Origin of the sequence: Achromobacter spanius, assembly GCF_039673305.1 — a bacterium.
Classification (GTDB): Bacteria; Pseudomonadota; Gammaproteobacteria; order Burkholderiales; family Burkholderiaceae_B; genus Achromobacter; species Achromobacter spanius_F.
Genome location: NZ_JBDJLJ010000004.1, coordinates 161,531 through 181,502, shown reverse-complemented (window position 1 = coordinate 181,502; position 19,972 = coordinate 161,531). Strand labels below are relative to the sequence as shown.

The 19,972-nt window shown below is 59.9% G+C and carries 28 protein-coding genes; 9 read left to right on the top strand and 19 right to left on the bottom strand.

The genetic code is table 11. The annotated features are described in order from the left end of the window. The 13 genes from ABE485_RS06250 to ABE485_RS06190 all read right to left on the bottom strand — a co-directional run bounded on the left by ABE485_RS06250 (position 1) and on the right by ABE485_RS06190 (position 8,203). Positions 1 to 1,725 (bottom strand): terminase large subunit, encoded by a 1,725-nt coding sequence (locus ABE485_RS06250; RefSeq protein ID WP_346514245.1) that lies wholly within the window; start codon positions 1,723 to 1,725, stop codon positions 1 to 3. 3 nt (positions 1,726 to 1,728) lie between these two features. Then, positions 1,729 to 2,211 (bottom strand): phage terminase small subunit P27 family, encoded by a 483-nt coding sequence (locus ABE485_RS06245; RefSeq protein ID WP_346514243.1) that lies wholly within the window; start codon positions 2,209 to 2,211, stop codon positions 1,729 to 1,731. Positions 2,212 to 2,420: 209 nt separating this feature from the next. Then, positions 2,421 to 2,585 carry an HNH endonuclease gene (locus tag ABE485_RS06240; RefSeq protein WP_346514242.1) on the bottom strand — a complete coding sequence of 55 codons (165 nt, stop codon included), beginning with the start codon at positions 2,583 to 2,585 and terminating at the stop codon, positions 2,421 to 2,423. 279 nt (positions 2,586 to 2,864) lie between these two features. After that, positions 2,865 to 3,602, bottom strand: coding sequence for a hypothetical protein (locus ABE485_RS06235; protein ID WP_346514241.1), 738 nt, complete (start codon positions 3,600 to 3,602; stop codon positions 2,865 to 2,867). A 168-nt stretch (positions 3,603 to 3,770) separates the two neighbouring features. Continuing rightward, positions 3,771 to 4,418 (bottom strand): hypothetical protein, encoded by a 648-nt coding sequence (locus ABE485_RS06230; protein ID WP_346514239.1) that lies wholly within the window; start codon positions 4,416 to 4,418, stop codon positions 3,771 to 3,773. Continuing rightward, positions 4,418 to 4,867: a VRR-NUC domain-containing protein gene (locus tag ABE485_RS06225; protein WP_346514238.1), complete on the bottom strand. Its 450-nt coding sequence runs from the start codon at positions 4,865 to 4,867 to the stop codon at positions 4,418 to 4,420. Before ABE485_RS06225 ends, ABE485_RS06230 begins: the two co-directional genes overlap by 1 nt. Continuing rightward, a complete protein-coding gene (locus ABE485_RS06220; RefSeq protein WP_346514237.1) occupies positions 4,864 to 5,622 on the bottom strand; it encodes a replication protein P in 759 nt (252 codons plus the stop codon). The genes ABE485_RS06225 and ABE485_RS06220 overlap by 4 nt, the downstream gene beginning before the upstream one ends. Beyond that, positions 5,594 to 6,445 (bottom strand): helix-turn-helix domain-containing protein, encoded by an 852-nt coding sequence (locus tag ABE485_RS06215; RefSeq protein WP_346514236.1) that lies wholly within the window; start codon positions 6,443 to 6,445, stop codon positions 5,594 to 5,596. The genes ABE485_RS06220 and ABE485_RS06215 overlap by 29 nt, the downstream gene beginning before the upstream one ends. Next, on the bottom strand, positions 6,442 to 6,918 hold the full coding sequence (locus tag ABE485_RS06210; protein ID WP_346514235.1) for a nuclease domain-containing protein: 477 nt from the start codon (positions 6,916 to 6,918) through the stop codon (positions 6,442 to 6,444). Before ABE485_RS06210 ends, ABE485_RS06215 begins: the two co-directional genes overlap by 4 nt. Then, complete coding sequence (locus ABE485_RS06205) at positions 6,909 to 7,214, bottom strand: hypothetical protein (protein ID WP_346514234.1); 306 nt, start codon at positions 7,212 to 7,214, stop codon at positions 6,909 to 6,911. Before ABE485_RS06205 ends, ABE485_RS06210 begins: the two co-directional genes overlap by 10 nt. Next, positions 7,207 to 7,470: a hypothetical protein gene (locus ABE485_RS06200; RefSeq protein ID WP_346514233.1), complete on the bottom strand. Its 264-nt coding sequence runs from the start codon at positions 7,468 to 7,470 to the stop codon at positions 7,207 to 7,209. Before ABE485_RS06200 ends, ABE485_RS06205 begins: the two co-directional genes overlap by 8 nt. Before the next feature lie 38 nt (positions 7,471 to 7,508). Then, entirely contained in the window at positions 7,509 to 7,952 is a 444-nt protein-coding gene (locus ABE485_RS06195; protein ID WP_063955520.1) for a phage regulatory CII family protein, read from the bottom strand. A gap of 74 nt (positions 7,953 to 8,026) precedes the next feature. Further along, on the bottom strand, positions 8,027 to 8,203 hold the full coding sequence (locus tag ABE485_RS06190) for a hypothetical protein (protein ID WP_346514232.1): 177 nt from the start codon (positions 8,201 to 8,203) through the stop codon (positions 8,027 to 8,029). A gap of 98 nt (positions 8,204 to 8,301) precedes the next feature. On the opposite strand from ABE485_RS06190, the gene ABE485_RS06185 reads away from it, so the two are divergent. Beyond that, complete coding sequence (locus ABE485_RS06185; protein ID WP_346514231.1) at positions 8,302 to 8,661, top strand: DUF2513 domain-containing protein; 360 nt, start codon at positions 8,302 to 8,304, stop codon at positions 8,659 to 8,661. 247 nt (positions 8,662 to 8,908) lie between these two features. Here the strand turns inward: ABE485_RS06185 and ABE485_RS06180 are convergent, their stop codons facing one another. Then, positions 8,909 to 9,232 carry a helix-turn-helix domain-containing protein gene (locus tag ABE485_RS06180; protein ID WP_346514230.1) on the bottom strand — a complete coding sequence of 108 codons (324 nt, stop codon included), beginning with the start codon at positions 9,230 to 9,232 and terminating at the stop codon, positions 8,909 to 8,911. Positions 9,233 to 9,241: 9 nt separating this feature from the next. On the opposite strand from ABE485_RS06180, the gene ABE485_RS06175 reads away from it, so the two are divergent. Then, positions 9,242 to 10,156 carry an XRE family transcriptional regulator gene (locus tag ABE485_RS06175; RefSeq protein ID WP_346514228.1) on the top strand — a complete coding sequence of 305 codons (915 nt, stop codon included), beginning with the start codon at positions 9,242 to 9,244 and terminating at the stop codon, positions 10,154 to 10,156. A 10-nt stretch (positions 10,157 to 10,166) separates the two neighbouring features. Here ABE485_RS06175 and ABE485_RS06170 read toward each other — a convergent pair whose 3' ends face one another. Beyond that, positions 10,167 to 10,814, bottom strand: coding sequence for an HIRAN domain-containing protein (locus ABE485_RS06170; protein ID WP_346514226.1), 648 nt, complete (start codon positions 10,812 to 10,814; stop codon positions 10,167 to 10,169). 507 nt (positions 10,815 to 11,321) lie between these two features. On the opposite strand from ABE485_RS06170, the gene ABE485_RS06165 reads away from it, so the two are divergent. Beyond that, positions 11,322 to 11,918 (top strand): hypothetical protein, encoded by a 597-nt coding sequence (locus ABE485_RS06165; protein ID WP_346514224.1) that lies wholly within the window; start codon positions 11,322 to 11,324, stop codon positions 11,916 to 11,918. A gap of 626 nt (positions 11,919 to 12,544) precedes the next feature. Here the strand turns inward: ABE485_RS06165 and ABE485_RS06160 are convergent. Continuing rightward, entirely contained in the window at positions 12,545 to 13,324 is a 780-nt protein-coding gene (locus ABE485_RS06160; RefSeq protein ID WP_346514223.1) for a hypothetical protein, read from the bottom strand. A 62-nt stretch (positions 13,325 to 13,386) separates the two neighbouring features. Then, the gene (locus ABE485_RS06155; RefSeq protein ID WP_346514222.1) at positions 13,387 to 13,992 is read right to left on the bottom strand and encodes a hypothetical protein; all 606 of its coding nucleotides are present in this window, start codon (positions 13,990 to 13,992) and stop codon (positions 13,387 to 13,389) included. A gap of 184 nt (positions 13,993 to 14,176) precedes the next feature. On the opposite strand from ABE485_RS06155, the gene ABE485_RS06150 reads away from it, so the two are divergent. Beyond that, a complete protein-coding gene (locus tag ABE485_RS06150) occupies positions 14,177 to 14,410 on the top strand; it encodes a hypothetical protein (protein WP_346514220.1) in 234 nt (77 codons plus the stop codon). 268 nt (positions 14,411 to 14,678) lie between these two features. Here ABE485_RS06150 and ABE485_RS06145 read toward each other — a convergent pair whose 3' ends face one another. After that, positions 14,679 to 15,377, bottom strand: coding sequence for a hypothetical protein (locus ABE485_RS06145; protein ID WP_346514219.1), 699 nt, complete (start codon positions 15,375 to 15,377; stop codon positions 14,679 to 14,681). 59 nt (positions 15,378 to 15,436) lie between these two features. On the opposite strand from ABE485_RS06145, the gene ABE485_RS06140 reads away from it, so the two are divergent. The 5 genes from ABE485_RS06140 to ABE485_RS06120 are packed head-to-tail and all read left to right on the top strand — an operon-like array spanning position 15,437 to position 18,621. Continuing rightward, the gene (locus tag ABE485_RS06140; protein WP_346514218.1) at positions 15,437 to 16,393 is read left to right on the top strand and encodes a ParB/RepB/Spo0J family partition protein; all 957 of its coding nucleotides are present in this window, start codon (positions 15,437 to 15,439) and stop codon (positions 16,391 to 16,393) included. Further along, positions 16,390 to 16,776, top strand: a complete 387-nt coding sequence (locus ABE485_RS06135) for a hypothetical protein (protein WP_346514217.1) — start codon at positions 16,390 to 16,392, stop codon at positions 16,774 to 16,776. Before ABE485_RS06140 ends, ABE485_RS06135 begins: the two co-directional genes overlap by 4 nt. After that, positions 16,776 to 17,540, top strand: coding sequence for a hypothetical protein (locus tag ABE485_RS06130; protein WP_346514215.1), 765 nt, complete (start codon positions 16,776 to 16,778; stop codon positions 17,538 to 17,540). The genes ABE485_RS06135 and ABE485_RS06130 overlap by 1 nt, the downstream gene beginning before the upstream one ends. Beyond that, positions 17,537 to 18,346, top strand: coding sequence for a hypothetical protein (locus tag ABE485_RS06125; RefSeq protein WP_346514213.1), 810 nt, complete (start codon positions 17,537 to 17,539; stop codon positions 18,344 to 18,346). The genes ABE485_RS06130 and ABE485_RS06125 overlap by 4 nt, the downstream gene beginning before the upstream one ends. Beyond that, positions 18,295 to 18,621, top strand: a complete 327-nt coding sequence (locus ABE485_RS06120) for a helix-turn-helix transcriptional regulator (RefSeq protein WP_346514211.1) — start codon at positions 18,295 to 18,297, stop codon at positions 18,619 to 18,621. Before ABE485_RS06125 ends, ABE485_RS06120 begins: the two co-directional genes overlap by 52 nt. Here ABE485_RS06120 and ABE485_RS06115 read toward each other — a convergent pair. Then, positions 18,612 to 19,901, bottom strand: coding sequence for a tyrosine-type recombinase/integrase (locus tag ABE485_RS06115; RefSeq protein WP_346514209.1), 1,290 nt, complete (start codon positions 19,899 to 19,901; stop codon positions 18,612 to 18,614). The genes ABE485_RS06120 and ABE485_RS06115 overlap by 10 nt on opposite strands. Between the last annotated feature and the right edge of the window lie 71 nt (positions 19,902 to 19,972).

The following is a 19,972-nucleotide window of genomic DNA, read 5'->3' as shown; positions in this document are numbered from 1 at the left end:
TCACATCACCAGAATGTCATCATCGGTCAGGCTGTCCAAGACTGAACCGCTTCGCTCGGCCAGCATGGCGCGGCCTACGGCCATAATCAGCGCCACGGCGCCGTCAATCTTGTTGTCGTTGCCCTGCTTGATCGGCCGCACTACGTCATCGTTACCGGGCAGGTTCTTGCCGATCACATTGCCGATACACCAGGTCATGATGGGGTTGCCATCGTGGTGGAATCGCCCCGAGTTAATTGCGGCCTCCAGCTCCTTCATGGGGTCGCTCATGTTGGTGTAGTTCTGGACAATCGTGATTGGCGTCAAGCCCTCGTCATCCAGCTGGTGCGACAGATTGGTAGCACCGCTCGGGTCAATCGGGCTCTCTTCGACCGGATTGAGGCGATTCGCATCGATTGCTTCCGCGTGAATGTCCCGATAGTCGATTTCAGAGCCATCAGTGGTGTAAAGGTGGCCGGTATTGATCCATTTCTGAAAGCGCTCGGCCATCCGACGGTTATCGGTGTCGTTTGCGGTATCTTCCGGCACCCAGAACCGAGGCGCGACGCAGTAGTAATGCCGCTTTCCGCTGATGTCGCGGTAGAACAGACGCGCCATGCTGTTCATGTCCAGCTTGCGCGCCAGGTCGAACCCCAGAAAGACGCCTTGCCCTTCAAATTGCTCAAGAGTGAGCGTCTCGTCCTTGCACGCTTCCCACTTCTGGATGTTGAAATAGCCGGCCTTGGCCGTCACCCACAGGTTTAGGTGCTTGGTCTTGAATGTATTGGTGAAGCGCGCCTGCTTTATCGCTCGTTGCTGCTGACTGATGAGGTAATCCGCATAGACGGAGACGCCCATGTTCGGATTGGCCTTCGCCAACACCGCCGGGTCAGTCCAGTCATCACCGTCATCAATGGTCCAGATCCAGCCGAATAGCTCGTCGTCCGGGACCAAGCCCTCCAGCATCTCAATGACCTCGCGCCGCTTGTCGTAGCAAGGCCCTTCGATGTTCGCGCCGGCCGTCGTGATGATGAACATCAAGGGATGGCGTCGTGCTCCCATGCCGGTAAGCATGGTTTCGTAGAGAGCGGCTGAATCGTGCTCGTGATACTCGTCAACAATCGAGCAGGACGGCGATGCTCCGTCGCCCGGATTGCCGATGATGGGTTCGAATCGGCTTCCGTCTTCCGGCCGCGCGAGAGCCTGAGCGTTCACCTCGATGCCCATGTGCTCGACCAGCATGGGCGAGCGCTGAACCATGAGGCGCGCAGGCCGGAAAACCTCCCAAGCCTGCTTTTCTGTCGTCGCACCGGAATAGACCTCTGCACCGAACTCGTCATCCGCCACGAACATGGAGATACCCACGCCCGCAGCGATAACGCTCTTACCGTTTTTGCGCGGAACCTCCCAATATGACTCTCGAAAGCGGCGCAAACCTCCTTTCTTCTTCACCCAGCCAAACGTGACAGCCAAGCCGAACTTTTGCCATGGCTCCAGCGTCACCAGTTGGCGTTTGAACGCCCATTCCCCCTTGGTGTGGGGCATCAGCTCGATGAGCGTCAGCTTTTTTTCTGCCTCGGCGGCGTTGAATCGGTAGGGATACTTTGCAGACTTGCTGGCGGCAAGATCATCAAGGTGGCGCTGGCATGCCAGCACGACGTAGCGGCAGGCTGGCACCTTGCCTTTCACCACATCCTTTGCGAATTTCAGCGCCTGCGCCACCCGAGGGTACTGGGGCGCAGCCATGCATCAGCCTCCGCCCAACAACGCTGCAAATGGATTGCCCTTCCCGGGCTTCTTTGGCCCCTGCAGGCGCTGACGGCTGGACGGATCGAGTCCGAGAAATGAGCCGTAGGTGGCCATTTGCTTGAGCGCCTCATTGGCAACGGTCGCCGCGGGATTCTTTACTGGGCCGCCCTGCGCCCCTTCAACGACGATTCCATGCTTTTGGATCTCCTCTTCGGCGGCCCGAAACCTGCCATAGGCCGCGCAGTAGGCTTCCAGGTTCTGAATGTCGGTGGCCTGAAGGATCTTTTCCCGGCACAACAGCGGCGCCAGGTGCTCCCACAAGTCGCGGCCGTGGCCCTGCAACCAGGCCGGGGCAAAAATGTTCGTGATTTCGCCGTACGAGGGGGTGTCTTTGTTGAGCGCTCGTTTGCCCGGGTTGCCCGCCGCCAGCTTCTTTTCCACTGGCTTTGGCTTGCGCCCGGAGCGCCCTGCTACTCCTGCCATAGCCTGCTCCATTGGTCAAAAAGTGCGCAAAACGCGCGGGCCGTTGAATTTCATTTTTCGCGGGCGTAAAAAAATGACGGAACGGGCCGTCCTATGTGCATTTGGGCCAAGGATTGACCCACCCCCTCCCGCCGGCACCGCCCGCCAGATGCCTCCAGGCCCGCGCATGAGGCCACCACGGCACGACCAGCGAGAGCGAGCGGCTGGCCCTACTTCCTCGCCCGCGCTCGCGCTCTGGCGCTTTCTTGCGCGGTCTTCCGCTTGTGGCAATCCTTGTTAATCGCGCACAGGTTGTCGGGTGAATCTGTGCCGCCCTCCGACTTCGGTATGCGGTGATCGACTTCCGTTGCGGGTAGCACGCGGCCCGTGCTCATGCACTCGCAGCACTGGCACAGGTAGCGGTCCCGCTTAAGGATCAGGAGACGCAACCTGTCCCATTCCGGCCCATAGCCACGCTCGCGCCTACTGCCCCGCAGATGATTCCGCTTCCATCCAATTGCATCTCCGGCGTGCCTGTCGCAGAAGCCAGAAATCCGTACCAACGCAGGACAGCCGCGATGACGGCATGGGAAACAAGTTCGACGCGGCATGGTGGACGCAAAAAAAAGCCCCGATTCAAAAATCGGGGCGTCGTCTGGAAATTAAAACTCGTCTTACATTACATTAGCAATCACGGACTGAGTGCCGGAGATCAAATCGCGCGCCTCATCCTTCGTTGGCTCGCGATCCTTTTGATGGCAACATAGATTCCGGAGGTCGGCCAAATGTTGAATGCGGCGCCACTGTGGAAGGTCGTAAGCGCCCGCCTCCTTCAGGGGGTCATTTAGGTCCGAGATTGTGGGGTTCTTTTTTGCCACAGTGACCTGCCGTAGTGCGGCAACACTCTGTAGGTGCCGCTCAAGAACCACTCCTGCAAGGGCGCCTGACGCCCTTGGGCTAATTCGAAGTAATTGCTCCGCGGCCTTGAGCTCCGCATCCTGAAGCTCCATAGCTACGTGGATGCTCATGTTGCTCAGGATATCGTCAATGCGAGAGTAAAGCGATTTCAATATCGCATATTGAGAAACGATTCGATTTTGAACAATCGGCAAGTGGTTAAAGGCAAAAGTCCCATCGGAGAACCTGCCCGGCACGCGCCCCTGCGTGAAGTCTTGCACCGAATAAGTTGCGGAATTAACTAACTTCCGTTTCGGATCAATCTCGTAGAGCGTCCGAAATTCTGCGTAACGATCTTTCGCCAAGGACTCCACAACGCGCAGCGCCTGAGTGTATGCCGTTTGGAACGTGATCGAAAAATTGTAGCGATCGGCCAATAGTTCCTTGGTATGCAGAGTTTTATATGTCTCCAACAACCGATCTAGTTCGAGTTTGAGATTTTCCCGCGTGGTCATCAGACTGTCCCAGAAGAACAATCAGTAATTAGGCCATAAAGATTGGAAAATTTGAATTCGATCACAATAAAAAACCCGCAGCTTGCGCTTGCGGGTTTTCGATACGCACTTATTCAAAGTGACTAAACAGGACGAACTTTAGCAGACAAAATTCAACCTTGCAAGATGTCAATCGCAAAGACCTTTTGCAAATAGCAGGTCCGCCGCGTACTCCATCGCCAACGCTTCGACGCCCTTCTGGCCCGCACCGCGTTCTCCACCTTTCTGTTTCGTGGTCCGCGTGCCATACAGCCAGAGCTTGATCTTGCCATTGTGATTCGTGGCGGTGGCCGCGCTCACGTTTGCGCGTTCTGCCGCCTCGGACAGCTTCACGTCCTTGCCGAAGTAGCGCGCCACGATAGCGTCCCGCAGGACTCGCGGCGTAGGGTGAGCCGACAACGCATCGCAGGCCGCCGCATCGGAAATCTCGCGCACCGCTGCGAGCCAGTCATGCCGGTCTACGGTGCCCTGGCAGCACTTGCAGCGGTCCGACTGCGGCGCGAAGCGCGCAACGAGAATTGCACGATAGAGGCGAGGCAGCTTCTCCAGAGCACTGAAGATGTATGCCGCCTGTCCGGCACCGTCCGTGCCACCCAACCCTTTACCAGACGACCCGGCCAGCGTCTCGGCCATACGCGCCATCATGGGTTTGTCGTACACCTGATCCGTATGGTTGTAGGCGAAGGTCAGCGCGGCATGCGCAGTTTTGAACAGCCGGCTCGACTGCTCTTCAGCGATAGGCGTGGAAGGCACGCGGGAGAGTGTCAAGGTAGTCATCAGATAATCCCCGGGGAATAAGTCACTTTCGGAATCAGGTAATCGAGAAGCGCGGCGCGCGCCTCGTCAAAGCTTCGGCACACCTCGACGCGGTATCCCGCCCCCTTGAGGTACTCGATCCAATCTTTCTGGTTTGTGCTGACCCTACCGTCAGCGGTCTTCATTTCGATCCACAACCCCGGGCATCCGAAGCGCGGCACGGGCAAGCAAAGATCCGGCACGCCAGACTTGACGCCCTGCCCCTTCAGCTTGGCCGCCACCACAGCGTGGCGCTGGCCACCGTTGGGCACATGAAACAGGCGTGCCAGTTCGGGATAGACGCTGGCTTGAAGGGTTGCCCACCGGATAACCTGGGCCTGTATGGTGTCCTCGCTGGGAGCGGCAAGAATCGCTTCGCCCCTGGCCGCGCGAGACGTACGCCTAGCGGGAGTATTTGGCCATCGCCTCATGCCTGCGCCCCGTGGTCCGAGCCCAGGCGCAGCGCATTGCGCGCCATGGCGACTATCCCCGGCGAGTACCGCTTTCCCTTCGGATCTTCGGTCTCCGCAATCACGCGCTTCCAGCCCCGCAGCGGGTCGCGCCCGGACTGGTTTATGATCCCCGACGCGCCAATTTTGCGCATTTGCTCTTCGGCCTGGCTGCGGCTCGCTGCCGTGACAGGCGGGGCAGGCAAGGCCTTGACGACGGCGGGAACGGGCTTCCACTCGCCACGCGCCAGCACGTCGTTCAGCGCCTTTTCCCAACGCGCCTTCAACGTAGCGTAGGAGCAGTGCTGAAGGTCGTGCGCCCCCGTCTCGACCGCCGCCCAGAAAATCGCCGGGTGCGGCCATGTGCCCTGCTCCCCGTTGTGACGTGCGGCCATGCCTGCGACCGCCGTGTAAAACGCCACCTCCGGTTGCAGCGCGGGACGGCAGGCGCGGATGAATTCACCCAACTGGGGCGGCCAGTCGGGCGACATGCGCCGGCAGGTTCGCAACCCTTCGGCCACTTCGTGCGGGGTCAGGCATTCTTCATCGAACGCCTCCGCCCATGCACTCTTCCAGTTCTCGATGCTCCGCATGTCCGGGAAGTCCTTCAGCCAGCGCCCCCCGTACGTGCCCGAGAGCCGGTTCCAGAGGTGGTCGATCAGGGAAATTCCTTCCAGCTTCACCAGCGGCACGGCCCAGCCGGAACGCTCATTCGTCGATTGTGCGACCGTCGTCATAGTCGGGGCCTCCATGGGTGCGATTGCGGTTTACGTAGTCGGTAGGGTTGAACTTGCCGGGACGCGGCGCGCCCCCGGATGCGGCAGCGTTGGGAGCAAACAGGCCCTGCCAGCTTTTGCCGATGGCGTGTTCGATGACAGCGGCCGGCGTGTGGCCCTGCTGGCGGAATGTCGCCAGGTCCTTGACCTGTTGTCGTGCGGCTTCTTCGGTCAGCGGCTTGCGTAGCTGCACACGGTGGCGCACCCAGCGCTCCCACAGTTCCGCATCCAGCCAAGCGGGAAGTTCCACGCCCATCGGGTCGAACCCTGGCGAGCGCTTGCGCGCGCCTTTGGGTTTATTGATGGTTCCTTGATGGTTCAATGACGGATCGGGTGCAGCGCGTTCACCCCGTGACGTCGTCAGATTCACCCCGTCACGTCGTGAGCTGCACCCCGTTGCGTCGTCAGATTCACCCCGTTCGCTACGGGGTGCAGCAGGTTCGCCCCGTTGTTGGCCTGCGGAATGTTCCACGCGGGGCGCAGCAGATGCACCCCGTGATAGATCAATGTCGTAGCAAACTGGCCGCTGATCCGCGCGCCGGATGTAGGCCGCCACCAGATCCTGATTACCGCGCTGAATGACCTGCAAGGCCTCCAGTTCTCGCAGCTTGTTCTGTACCGTGCGGCTCGACAGCCCGGTGTCGTCGGCCAGCGTCGCCACAGAGGGAAATGCGCCCTCACCCTTCGGCCCGGCGTAGTTCGCCAGGCACAGCAATACGTGGCGCGCCGTGGGATCTTTCACGATCCTCTGCGCAAGCGCCCATGTCATGCCCTGAACGCTCATGACTGTTCTCCATACGAAAGTTGATACCCGCGTTCCGCCTCTTCGGGCCACTTGCCCATAGCGATGATTCGCAAGCGCGTGAGGCGCAAGCCGGGGATGAAATAGGTGAGCTTCTGTGCCAGCGGTGCTGGCGATTGGTCTATGAACCAGTGGCAGGGGCCGCAGCCGAAAGCAATGGCCCAGTCATGCGCCTTGATGCCCTTCCCCTTGCCGTCGCGCAGCAGGTTGGAATGGCAAGCTACGGTGGTATCGGTGCCGCCCTGGCAGTACCTGGGCACGCGCAGCAAGCATTCCTCGCCCCGGGCAAGGTCAAGCAGCGCCTGATTGCGGTAGACGGTCTTGGGCGGCTTCTTGCCCTTCTTGCGCGCCTTCATGGCCGCACGTGGTGGCGGCATCGGCGTTGCGCGCATCATCGGCGCACCACGCTTCAGCGGCGTCTTCTGCTTGAGGGGCGTCTTGCGTGTCAGCGACATTCCGCCCCCGGCTGCTTCTTGACGCGCCACCACGACGGAAACTTCCAGCCGTTTACATGGCGCTCGACCAGGCCTGCCCGCGCCGCGTCGAACAGGAACGAATCGACCGCGCACGCCGCAGCTTGGGCCCGAGACGTGCTGGCCCACGGATCAACGGCGTGCATGGCAGGCCGCACGATCCCGCGCAACCCTTCCAGGTCCACGCGGCCGCGCGTGTCGATGATGGCCTGTTTGACCTGCTCCACCGTCTCAGGCGGTACGCGGTAGCCACGGAACATGTGCAGGCAGTCAGCCATAGACGCCGCTCCACTCCAGGAACGGCTTGCGGATAGCCTCATGGAACATGCCGGCGGCCAGGGCGTGGTGGTCCAGCTGGGCGCGGCTGGTGATCCCACAGATGTCGCGGACGTACTGCGCCGCGTGCTGGCTGGCGCTCACGCCATCAGGGGCGGCGCCGATGCGGGAAACGACCCACCGCTGGAACTTCGCGCCGTTGCACATCATTGCAGCCGCGCGCGACAGCGCCGCCCCCTTGCGCTCCGTGGACGGCATACGCGGCCGCACGGGTACACCGGATGTTCCGCGCTGAATCATTGCTCGGCCATCCCGCTAAGCCGGCGCGCGACGCCTGCGACCGCCTCCATCAAGGCACGGCCCGCAGCATCCACGCGCTGCATTTCCTGCTGGTCAACACCGCCATCAGCCAGGGCGTCATACACCTCATGGCCGAACCTGCCATGCGCGATCATCAGCGCCGCGACCTGCTCCAGCACCGACATGTCGCTCTCGCCGCAGGATTCCGGCGCCTTGACGAGCAGGTAGCCGTTGCCGTGCGCGAACGCGGCCAGGATGCGCACATCCCCCGTCATCCGCACGATGCGATCCGCCTCAGCCAGCGTCAGGTGATGCGTGGTGTTATTGGGATTGACCTTGTTGCGCAGGACGGCCGGCGACATGCCGATAACCGCCCCCAAAGCCTCGCTGCCGCCCTTGTAGTCATGTACCGTCAGATCGGCCGCAGTGGTGATGTTCATATGTGAATTTCCTGAACGTATCTATTGCTGAGCAGCGGCCTTACGATGCGCTGCATGGAAAAACGATTTGCGTCCTACACATCCAGTGGTCCGATCTGGACCCGGTCGTCTGCTTCGCCAGGCTCAATTGGCAGCGGAGCCGCGTCGTTCGGAATGGCGGGCGGAACGTTGAAGAACCAAGCGATCTCTTCTTTCGTAAAGCGACGGGCCGCGAGGCGCGCGCCGAAAGTCATCGGGGCTGCGTTACGCATTACAGAACTCCTGAAGATGGGCGGTCGGCCCCTTAGAATGGCTGTTCTCACACAATCCAATCGCCCAAGACGGGAGGGAGCTAACCGTGGAACGAGACATGGATGTGGTCCGTCGAATCGCGTTAGAGACGGCAAAGCTCAAATACGGGGACTTCTTATCGCGCCTGGAAGACATCGACGACGTCACCTTTGCAATGCACGTGATTTGGATGGTCGAAGCGGGCCTGATCAAGGCGCACATCACCGAATTTATGGACAACACGCCCTTTTCCGCACAGGTCGTCCGTCTTACATGGGACGGCTGCGAATTTGCGGACTCGGTCAAGAGCGACACGTTGTGGCGAAAGGCAAAGGAGACTGTCATCAAACCAACCTCATCCTTTACCTTTGGGGTAATGCGCGATTGGCTTCGCCAGGAGATCCTCCAAGGCTTGCCTACCCTGCGGGGACTGAACTAGCAGGTCATGAAGGTCGCATCCGGCCGCCAATAGCGCCCTCTGCTCAGCGGTGCGCTGCGCAACGCGGCTGGACTCTTTGGGGAGTGCGTCCGTCATCGCAGCAAGACTGCGACCAAAGCGCGGCATCCCACCCTGCTCCATCCAGTGCGCAGCAAGGCACAGAAGCGCCATCATCAGCGCCCCCTGATCGCCTGCTGCGATCTTGTCGGCGGTGTCAGGCCCCATGCCGACCAGTCCGAACTTCGAGCTATGCATGGTCGGGGCCCTCCATGGGCAGCAGTTCATCGGAAGAACTGACGTTTCTGGGTTTCCCGCTCTTCGCGGGTACCCGAACGTCCAGGTGCTCGGTCATGCGTTGCAGACGGCTGTAGCCCGGATTTGGGATATGCCCGTTGACGAACTTGGAGATCCACGAATGGGAAACTCCGGTGGCGATTGCGATTTCTGCCCACCTGCCGCGATGCGCAAGCAAGAGGTCACGGACTTTCAGGTCGAGTGGCTTTTCCATGGCGTGAAAATAGCAAAACTTTGCTATTAACTCAAGCAACACTTTGCTAGCAATAAATTGCACACTCGCGCCATGAGCCGCCCTTCCCTGAACGAAGTCCTAGCCGCAAACCTCGCCCGCCTCATGGAGCAAAAGGGTTGGAAGCAGGCCGCCTTGGCGAAGCAATCCGGCGTCGGCCAAACCACGATCAGCCTGTACCTGAGCCCAGAACGGCGTCAGCCAAGCAAAAGCGGAAAACTCCCCTCTGCGAAGCTGTCCGAGGTGGAAAGCCTTGCGCTCGCAGTTGGTGTTGAACCCTGGGAGCTTCTAAAGCCAGTTTCTGTGACCGACAAGATCCCGTCAGTAGTGGCAAAGTTCGGTCTTGCGGAAATTGACTCGGTGGAGGAACCATTCCCCACGCTTCCGAGAACACCCGCACCCTGGGATCAAGATTGGACGCCAACGCCGGCCAATGGCCTGCCCCGCCAGGAGGCACAACGCGGTGATGTTGTGGCCAATGTTTCCGCAGGCGCACCACCACCGGCCAACGACAAGTTTGAGAAAATTCCTGAACTGGGAGAAGTGAGACTTGCCGCCGGCGAAGGGATTGAGAACGATCAGGAGCTGATAACAGGCCACGTTCAGTTCCGCCAGTCGTTCCTCCGCTCCATCGGTGCTGACGGCGGACGCGGGAGACTCGTGTACGCGAAGGGCGACTCAATGGCGCCAAAGATCCAGGATGGATGGGCGCTAATCGTCGTTCCGGCGAATCTGAGCGTTCACGATCTGGTCCCCAACACGATTTACGCGATCAACTACGATGGTCGGATGTTGGTGAAGATCGTCACGCGCGATAAGCTAACGAACGAGTGGATTGCCCGCTCGGCTAATAGCAAATATGCCGATATATCCCTGGGCGGTGATGCCACCGTTAAGATTCTGGGGCGCGTTGCATGGGCCGGAGGCCTATTGCGCAGCGGTGATGCGACCCAGTGGGAAAAATGCTGACGTTTGGCTATCAGCCGAAGAGAACCGTTATCCAGGCCCGCGCGCCCGCTCGGTGAATCTCCGCCGTATAGCGCAGCCCACGAAAATCATACTGAGCAAGGCGCGGATCGCTCGTTGATCCAAGGAACGCGCCTTTGCCTCCAACCGCTCCTCGCCGGTACGCATGAATGAACGTCGTATCGGGCCGTCGCCATAGCGAAATGCCCTCGCCATCCCGGGTAGCCTCAATATTGTCCCAGCGAAGTTCGTCCAATTCGGCGACGAGGCGAGAGGCGCGAGCGGCCCGCATGTCGGCGTCTGGATCTCCGTCGCCCACTTCGTAAGTCAGTTCCAGCACCGCGGCCGGAAGTCGCTCGCCATCCTCTGGCAATTGAACCCGCAAGACAAAGCGCAGCTTCTGGAAGTGATTTTTATCGAAAAGCGGGGCCAAGATGGCCGACCTATCCGCTTCCAAATAGCCGATCAAAACCCACTCCAGCTCACCGTTTTCTGAGGAGTCAACAGCAATCCGAATCGCTATCGCATTAGGATCAGCTGCATTCTCCCTATCTCGTTCAATACGCGCCTTCCCACCCACACGGGCGAATTGCCGCAGGGCCTGTGCGCGCCCGCCGTGGCTGAACCCCGTAATCCGCAACACCATCGTCCTGAGCGCCATCACCGTTCCGCGTAACAAATGATGATCGGATCGTAGCTGAGAATGAAGTTCTGTTCTTAGCAAACTTTTGCTTGCGCGAATTAGCAAAGTTTTGCTAACTTACGTCTATCGCGTCAGCGACCGCTCTTTAACAACCGAGGCCGCCCGCCCCCGCGAGGGAGGACGGGCGAAACAGGACAACCAGGCGCCAGCGCGCCCCCGGACCCGGTGTGCTTGGGCTTCCACAGCCAGGCAACGCCCAGCCGGGCGTGGCGACGATAACCCCGGCCGCATTGGAATCTTTGAGAGCGGTTGCAGCTAGTGCCGAGGCCCTGCTAATCGCCGCCTCACGCCCCTGCCAACCTTCGCATCCATCCACGTCTGACAAATCCCCACTGAATGAAAGCGACAGCGCCTTCAGCCCAACGTAATCCAAACACGTCGCGGGCACGATCAAAACGGCGCTATGCTCTAACCCACTCCGTCAATAGTTCTCTTGCGAACCTGTTTTTCGCATTTGGAGGCGATATGAGCGCGCATGTGGAGGGTGTGACAACCTGGGTGGCGCTGATTCAGTTGGTCGGAGATCTGGCTTGGCCTGCGTTCGCTTTATATGCCGTCTACGCCTTCCGAACTCCCGTCACCGAATTGCTGAAGCGTTTGGCCTCCTTCAAAGTAGGCAGCAATGAACTTCATTTTCAACAACCTACCGAGGATTCGGCCGCATCCCTGTCTCGAAACGCAGCCCCAGTCGTTGAACTAGGTGCAGATGGTTTTCTAAAAGTTAGTAGCATCCATAGTTTCGTCACCGAGTCGGGCCTTCTGGACAAAGGCGAAAAAATTACGGCGGAGCTACTTATTTTTCAAACCCCCAAGCAAAAAACGTGGCTCGTATCTACAGACAATTTTGTATTTGTATTGTTGGATAGCGAGGAGACGCGGGGAAAGCTGAACGTAGTGCAAACTTTGTTTGCCAAACAAGCTACTTTGCCACTAGAGTTTTCCGCGCAAGATGGCGCTGGCAGTGTCAAATTCGCCGCGGAGAGGACATGGTGGTATTACAGCCTGCATCTGTTTCCGACAACCTCATCCTTGAGTGACAGCGTCAGGAACCTAATTAAATAGACGCAGCTGGATTCTGCTTCATGGCCAGAGCAGCATTAGTCTGCCGCGAAAAAATCCGGGGCCAGCTTTCAAGGCAATCTGAGCGACTAGGCCCTCTCGAGTCGACTTTGCCTGATTAAAACTAGATTCACTTGCTTCCACCACCGTTCATCACCGTGCTAGCCCCACCCGGAAATGTAGGGCAGCCGTCAGCGGCACGGTAGCTCACTGGTAGAGCACCCGGCGCTTGGGAGGTTGGCAATGCGATAGGATTGCTCCCCTGCGACGTCTGAAGGCGGCCATGTCGCGCTGGTTGATTCCAGCCCGACCCGATGATGGTGGAAGCGCAGAGCTGATGCGCAGCAGCCGTTCAGCGTGGCCGGAAATGGTTCCAGTGCATGTGGCGGTGTAGGGCGATGCCCCACCACAACCGAGTAAACCGCAAGCCGGGATCAGCTCCGGCCACCATCCCCCCCAATCCACGGAGCAATGTCATGCTCGAAGCACTCGTACGCTTCATCGAAGAACTGATCGACGTCCTGAACTTCGGCACCACCATTAGCAAGTAGCGAGAGGCCCGTCCCGTCGAATCTGCGGCTTCTAAGAGATGGCGGGGTCGCACCGTAGATTCGGCCAATGGTACGCAATCACCCGTGGCGCGCCTTAGCCAAAGAGCCCACCACACGAGCGATCCGATGCGAGATTCGGGGGACCTCTGTTTCCAGAAAGGAAATCGCCTCTTCAATTTGCTTGGCGATATCGCTAGTTTGCTCCTCCACCCTTTCTAGCCGCTGGTTCAGCGCCTCATATGGGGAAAGCCCAATCGCCAACACGTCCTCCGCCGCCAGTATGTCGCCAAGATCAAGCGGTGAGGCTTCCGTTTTGCGCGTAGAGGCGCTAGCCAGCCTAAACAGAAGTTCATCCCGCTCGTCCACTAAGGTGTTGTGCAGAGTGAGCTTAAGCAAGAAGGCGTTGGCAAATGAATAAATTCTTACGATAGACACCCTGAGGTCCGGATCCGGAACAATCGCTATTCGGGGGACTAGCGCACGATACACGGGGAAGCTGCTCTCAGATGAAGTAAATCTCCATCCGGACGAGAGCGGAGCCACGTCACTCATGCGGCTCGAAATTTGGACACGGAAAAATTCCCAAGAAGTATCCAATTCGACCGCAATACTCTCGAGTAAAACGATTTGCTCGCGCACTTCCTGATCCGAGTCTCGGCGCCGAGCATCTCGGTTTTGTGCGCGAGATATTTCAATTGCAGCTATCACCGCGGCAACTGAAAACACAGCTTGAGCCCAGCCTGCCCAACCTTCCCATGAAAGCTGTCCTGACGGAAGGTTGACAAGAAAGAGTATTGCAAAAACCACGGCCACAAGGATTGCAACTGCGGCGCTATTAGAGATTTCGGGCTTTTCCATCGTTCACCAAGCTAGACGGGGGGCAGTCGTACGGGAAGGACCGTACGTACCAAAGCGCGTGCTCAAGCACTTTTGCCAGAGGACCAATCTCTGGCAAGGGTGTCCTCAATAAGCCTTTTCAACGTATCCGCTCTATCACCGAGTGATGCGAAGACGGCACGCTCCTTCCCGAGGGGTGACGACAGATCACCGATTTTCACCATCAAAGCATGCAGCCGACCCGACTCCGAGACGATCTCCGCGATGGGGTCAGCCCGATGTGACAACAGATGCAACTCGCCAACGTGTTCAAACAGATGTCTCGCATCCAACATCGGTACCGTTAATCGCCACGAAAATCTCACCTGATCGCTTGGGATCTGGCCACTCGGCATCTGCCGTAACGCTGCCGAGCATTCCGAAAGCAGTTCGCAACCCGCCCTAATCTCCCCAAGGGAAGGCACAACGAACCAGCCTACGACGTTAGCCCTGTGCCGATTACTTCGGTTTTGAGCGGTTAACGCGATCAGGCCGAAGGCCAAGGCGACAACGACCGAGCCTACCGTGCCAAACGCCGTCATCAAGTCCCACCACCTGGCTTCAGCAAGCGCATCCACCTTGGTGGCAAACGCGAAGCCGATTAGCAAGCCGCCCAGAGCAAGCAAAGCGCCTAAAAGCATTCCCCTCATGCAAGCTCCCTTTCAAGATTATGGGGCGCATCGTAGCTTAACCCTACCATCCAGTCAGCATGCCTACATCCCTCTTCGCTCTCAGTTGTGGGCTGGCCCTTTGCGCTCTCGCGTGTTTGGTGCTGGCCCCTCTCGGTGATTATTTTGCCCGCCGCCATGCCGCGGCCGATCCCTGGAGCCCGACATGAACACTATGAGTGCAAGCACGCCCCCGGTGCGCCACCGTCAGCCCCTCTCCATCAAACAGATGGCCCGCAAATTGGGCGCCCTGATCGCTCCCCACGACCACGCAGGAACAGGCAATTGGAGCAAAGACGCAGACATCCCGCTGTGGGCCTGGCCCGCCAGCTTCGCCCTGGCCGCGTTCTTCCTCTTCGGCCCGCAGATCCTGGGTTGGCTGCTGCGGCTGGTCGTATGACCGGCATCGGTTTCATGGTGCGCGACCTTCGGGTGGCTCCCGCCCATCCCTCTACCGCGCCGTCGCCTGCGCTGGAGCGACCCGAAGGTCGAGGCAAGCAAGCCTGAAGAAATCGAATTTATCCACTCCGCACCCGGCCGAATCAACACCTATGGTGTTGGCGAATGCTATGGCGTGTCGCCGCAGGCCATCAGCAACATTTGGGCTGGTCGCTGTTCCGCCGCCCTCACCCCGCGCCGCAAGAGCGACTCGCAAGCAGGCGGGATGATCAGAAAGAGCCGTCAAGTCGCTTGATGGTCTGATCCAGCCGCTCGATGCACCGCGAAACGGAACTGGCCATTTCAATGTGAGTTTCCTTCAGCACCGCAACATATTCCTGCGCCATCATCTCGGCCCCATCCGCCGCTGCCCACGTTGCGTCCGAAGGAAACTCGAAGGCGTAGCGCTTCAGCCTTAGAACCTCTGAAACGAAGCCATTGTGCATTCGCCAGGTGCTAATTAGGCCCTTTCCCTGAGCATAGGTTTGAATGATCATCGCCCTCAGCTGATCATCATTAACTTGAGCGAGCATTTGAGCATTCGAGTTGTACACCACGAAAGGATCGTGATCGATAGGCCAAATGATATCTAGCCAGGTGGACGGGTCATGCGCTTCCAGCATCGCTCCGACCCGCGAGCTGTACATCCCCCAAAGCACTGAGAGCTCGTCCCGAGTCGAACAAAGATAGTTCCGTGAAGCTTCATCGCGCTGCGCTTTCTCCCTCTTCTCTGTGGTGCGATGTTGCTCGGATGCAATCCAAATCGCCGCAACGATAGCGGCAATTGAGCCGATGGCCTGCACCCATGCGGCCCAGGTCTGCCCCTGCACTTCCGACCAGGTAGGAAGATCATTCAACGCCAAACCCACACCGATTGCCACGCCGGCGATGGCAACTGCCTCTGGCAACCACAAACAACAGCTCTTCATTGAGCGCCCCGATCTGTTTTGGTGGCGCAAATCGTATCCCAACCCATTACAGGTGTCACATGACCCATCCCCCCGCATCATTCAAGACGATGATCAAGGACGGCACGATCAAACGTGCCGACGCAATGAAAGTCCGCTATTCCGATATCCGCGTGAAAGAGGGTTTCAACCTTCGTGACCTGGATGACGAATACGACGCCGGCATTGAGGCCCTGGCCTCCTACATCCTGGACGGCGGTACGTTCCCCGCGCTCGAAGTGGTCGCCCTGCCGGACGGCTCCGGCGTCGAGGTTGTGGACGGTCATCGGCGCTATGACGCCATTGGACGTGCAATTCAACGCGGCGCCCCCATCGAATGGGTGGCCGTGGTTGGGTTCCAGGGTAACGAGATTGAGCGCCGCGCGCGCATCTATACCAGCAACGAAGGCGTCAAGCTGCGCCCTCTTGAAGCGGCACGCGGCTTTAAGCGATTCCGAGGAATGGGCCTGGACACCGAGGAAATCGCGGCCTTGGTCCACCGTAGCCGGCCGCACATTGACAACTATCTTGTCCTCGCGGACGCCGAACCCGATTTGCAAGCGCTCGTCCGCAACGGCGCTGTCTCCGTCGAAGTAGCAATCGACGCTATACGGCGGCATGGCGCCCGAGCCGGAGAGTTTCTGAGCGGCAAGGTGGACCAGGTGAAGGCAGCCGGCAAAACGAAAGTAACCGCCAGCACCATCAACGGTCGCGCCCTGCCCCGCAAAGTCGTGTCCCCGCTCATCAGCGGCGTGGACACGTTCATGAAGGGCCTTGCCCCCTTCCAGCGCGCCACCCTCGTGGACATCCAGGAAGGCCGCGTAGCCAGCGAAACCATCACCATCCCGGCCGCCGTCCTGCTTGACCTGTTTCAGGCACATGGCGCCGTCGAAACCGTTCGCGCCAAGCGCGCCGAAAAGGCCGCCAAGGAGGCGCAGCAAGCCGCCCCCGAAACGCAAACGCCGATGGACCTTAGCCAGCAGGAAGCCACCGCATGAACGCTCCCCTCAGCAATCTCTTGGGCGCCGCCCTGGGCGCGCCGGAAACGTCGCGCCCCGCCCCCGACGGCCAGAAGTGCGCGAATTGCCGTGGCGCATTCTCCGGCATGTCCTGGGACACGCTCTGCCCCTCCTGCTGGGAAGAAAAGATCAGGAAGGATTCGGCCGCACGCCGTGCCGCCGCTCCCGCTGCTGGCGATCCGCTACCGACTATCAAGGGCGCGGCCATCACAGGCGGCTATGTGGTCGTGACGACTCGCGGATGGGACGCCGATAGATCCGTCAAGGTGCGTGACGCGATCCTGCGCCTTTTCCCTGTCGATCCGACGTATACGCCGAAGCCGGAAGCCGACGCTGCAGCCTCTCAGCAGCAGGAGGGGTGATGGGACGCATCGTTTGCCAATTCTCGTGCGGTGCCGCGTCTGCCGTGGCCACGAAGCTGGCGCTGGCCCAGTATGGTGGAACCCACGACGTGCAGATCATCAACGCCTTCATCAAGCAGGAACACGAGGACAACCGCCGGTTCCTGGCTGATTGCGAGCGCTGGTTTGACCGCCCCATCGTGCAGTTACGTGACCAGACCTATGACGCGGACATCATCCAAGTATTCCGCCGCGTGCAGTTCATGAAAGGTCCGCGCGGAGCGCCCTGCACGTTGCGCCTGAAGCGCAAGCTTCTGGATGACTGGAGCCGACCGGGAGACGTGATTGTTTTCGGCTTCACGGCGGAAGAGGCGGACCGTTGGGAGGATTGGCAGGAGCGCAACCCGACAAGGCCAGCTCTGGCCCCATTGGTCACTGCTGGCCTGGGAAAAGAGGATTGCAAGGCGATGGTATTGCGCACCGGCATTGCTCTACCCGCCATGTATGTCATGGGCTACGAGAACGCCAACTGTCGCGGTTGCGTGAAGGGTGGCGAAGGCTACTGGCGCGCGATCCGTGCCGATTTCCCGGACGAATTCGAGGCGATCAGCCAGGTACAGGATGAGCTGGGGCCTGGCAGTTGGTTCCTTCGATATCGGTCCGGCCCAATGAAGGATCAGCGCTTCCCCCTCAAGAATCTACCCAATGGCCCCATCGTGCGAAACGAAGCGTTGCCCGCGTGCAGCTTCTTTTGCGAGCTGGCCGAACAGGAGTATGCAGCATGACCACCAACACCCCGGCCCCGGAAATGCTGGATTTGCCAGATTTCCACTTGCCAGAGGTCCAGGCCGTGTACGAGACGCTGTGCGGCATCGGGCCCGCGCCATACGGTCAGCACTGGGAAAGCTGGGTATCCCGGCACATCGTGCTGGCGCTGTCCAAGCTGCGCGCCCCTGTAGCCGATGCGGACGAGCTTTCGCTTGAGGCGCAGGAGCACGGCCACAGGCGATACGAGCAGGGCTTCGCGGCAGGCTGGGGCCAGTGTGCGGCAAGCGCCCCTGTAGCCGGGGAGGCGCAGCCCACGGCCTACTTGACCCTGGACGAGGAAGGCTCGCCCAGCATGCTGTTTTTCGACGTAGTCGAAGCACGCGCCTATTGCGCTCTCGACGAAGAGCCGGAGCCGCTATTTCGGCATGCCGCGCCCCAGGCCAGCGAGGCGGTGCGCGATGCGGCGCTGGAGGAAGCGGCAAAGGTGGCTTTGAACGCCCCCATCACCGCGGACATGCTGGATAGCGAAGACGCGAAGGCCGTCGCTGTCCATACCCACGCTCTCATCTGCGTGCTGAAGTCCGCTGGTGCAGCCTCATCATTGCAACCGCACGCGCCCCCGGCCAGCGAGGCGCAATGCTCCTGCCCCAGCGACGACGGCTCGCTGCGTCATCCGTGCGCGGCTCATCCACCAGCAGACCGCGACAGGGCTGCGCTTGGTATTCCCCCGTGCGGCGGCCCGCTTTGCGGCCAGGCCGATCACCATCCTCTATGCCGTGTAGCCATGGCCGCGGGTGGTCAGCAAACTGCTTTGGAGAAATGAAGTTGAACCACAATAATCGCATTGAGCCGGTCTACGTGGATCTGGCCACGGCAGCCTTTATGACAACACTCGCCGAATCGACCATCCAGGCGATGGTGACGCGCAACGAGTTTCCCGCCCCCCGGGAGCTATCCGGCCGCCGAGTCGGCTACCTCTACGCGGAGATCTTGGAGTGGGCTCAAACCCGGCCACAGTCCACCATGCTGCCCCCGCCCAACACTGGCGCCAGGAAGCCAAGGTCCGGTAAGGCCGTCCACAGCGGCGCTCAACCGTGATCCGCCGCCAACCCCTCAAGGTATTCGGACAAGCGCTGCAGCCATGCTCGGCGCTCCTTGTCATAGGAGTGGCGGTTGTACACGCCCTCCACTCCCGGCAGCATATGGCCGAGGATCACCTCACCGACCTCACGCGGGCATCCCAGCGATGCCAGAAATGTGCGAGACGTTCGGCGCAGGTCATGCGGCGCCCAGTGTGTCACCTTCAGGCGCGCCCGAGCCCGATGCGGCGAAGTTTCACTGTAGGGCTGATGATAATAAACGCGCGTCTGAACTGACTTTTGCTCCCAGTGTCCCGACTTCCCATAGGAGGGGAAAAGGTAGCCCTCGGGATGAACAGCGAGCCGGCGCCGCACTATTTGCTCCGCTCGACCCACGAGTGGCACACGAAAATCCGTCGCTTCCGTGCGCTTCGCGTTTTTGGTCTTTTCCTTCGGCACGGTCCACCACAGCCCGTCCGCCTCTTCCGAGACTTCCTTAGCCTCGATAGCACCGATCTCGGCACCTCTGGCGCAAGTCCAGAGATACAGTGTCAAGAAATCATCCACATCCCGAGAGAAGTTGGGGAGCCAAGGAATGAGCTCACCGGCCTCCTTCGGCGACAGGACGCGTTTCTTGACACCAGACTTCCTGCCGTTGATCGCTTTCCCTTTCGACTTCAGCTTTCCGCGTAGAACCGCGCGCCACCAATTCGGCACGTTCTCTGCCAGCTTGCCCGCGTCATGGCAATAGTCCCAAGCCGCCCCCAATTCCCGACGCAGGATCTGAGCCTGGACAGGGATATGAGCGAACGACTCTATGAGCGCAAACGCATCCGCACGGGTTATCGCCTCCGCGGGCTTATCGGCGATGTCGCCCAGCATGGTGTTGAACATGCGCTCAATCTCGACCCGGCCTTTCTCGGCACGATGGTGTTTGATGTGACCTGCGTGATAGAGGTCGCAGGCGTCCGCGACCGTCAACAATCCCTTGGCCTTCTCTCGGGCTGCCGCCGCCGCTGCTTTCGCGGCCTGGCGTTCCTGCTTGGCCTCCACCGCCACATCTACACCGGCGTCGCGCATCTGGCGTAGGTTTTCCCACTCGACTACGGCTGCGGCGAATGACATCGCCGGCCACCGGCCCATCTTCTTCTGGCGCATTCTGTCGTCCACGGGGCTCTTGTATCGATAGATCCAAGTCCGGGTCGTTGCCGTCGCCTCCAGGCGCAGCCCGGGATAGCCATCAATGGTAAGGTGTCGGCCTGGCTCAAGCAGCTTTGCGGCGCGCGCGTCGAATTGCATGAAGGGTAGGATCCTCTGGCGTAGGTTTTCGAGAATCCTAAACGAAGCGGCGTAACTTCACAATTCGGCAC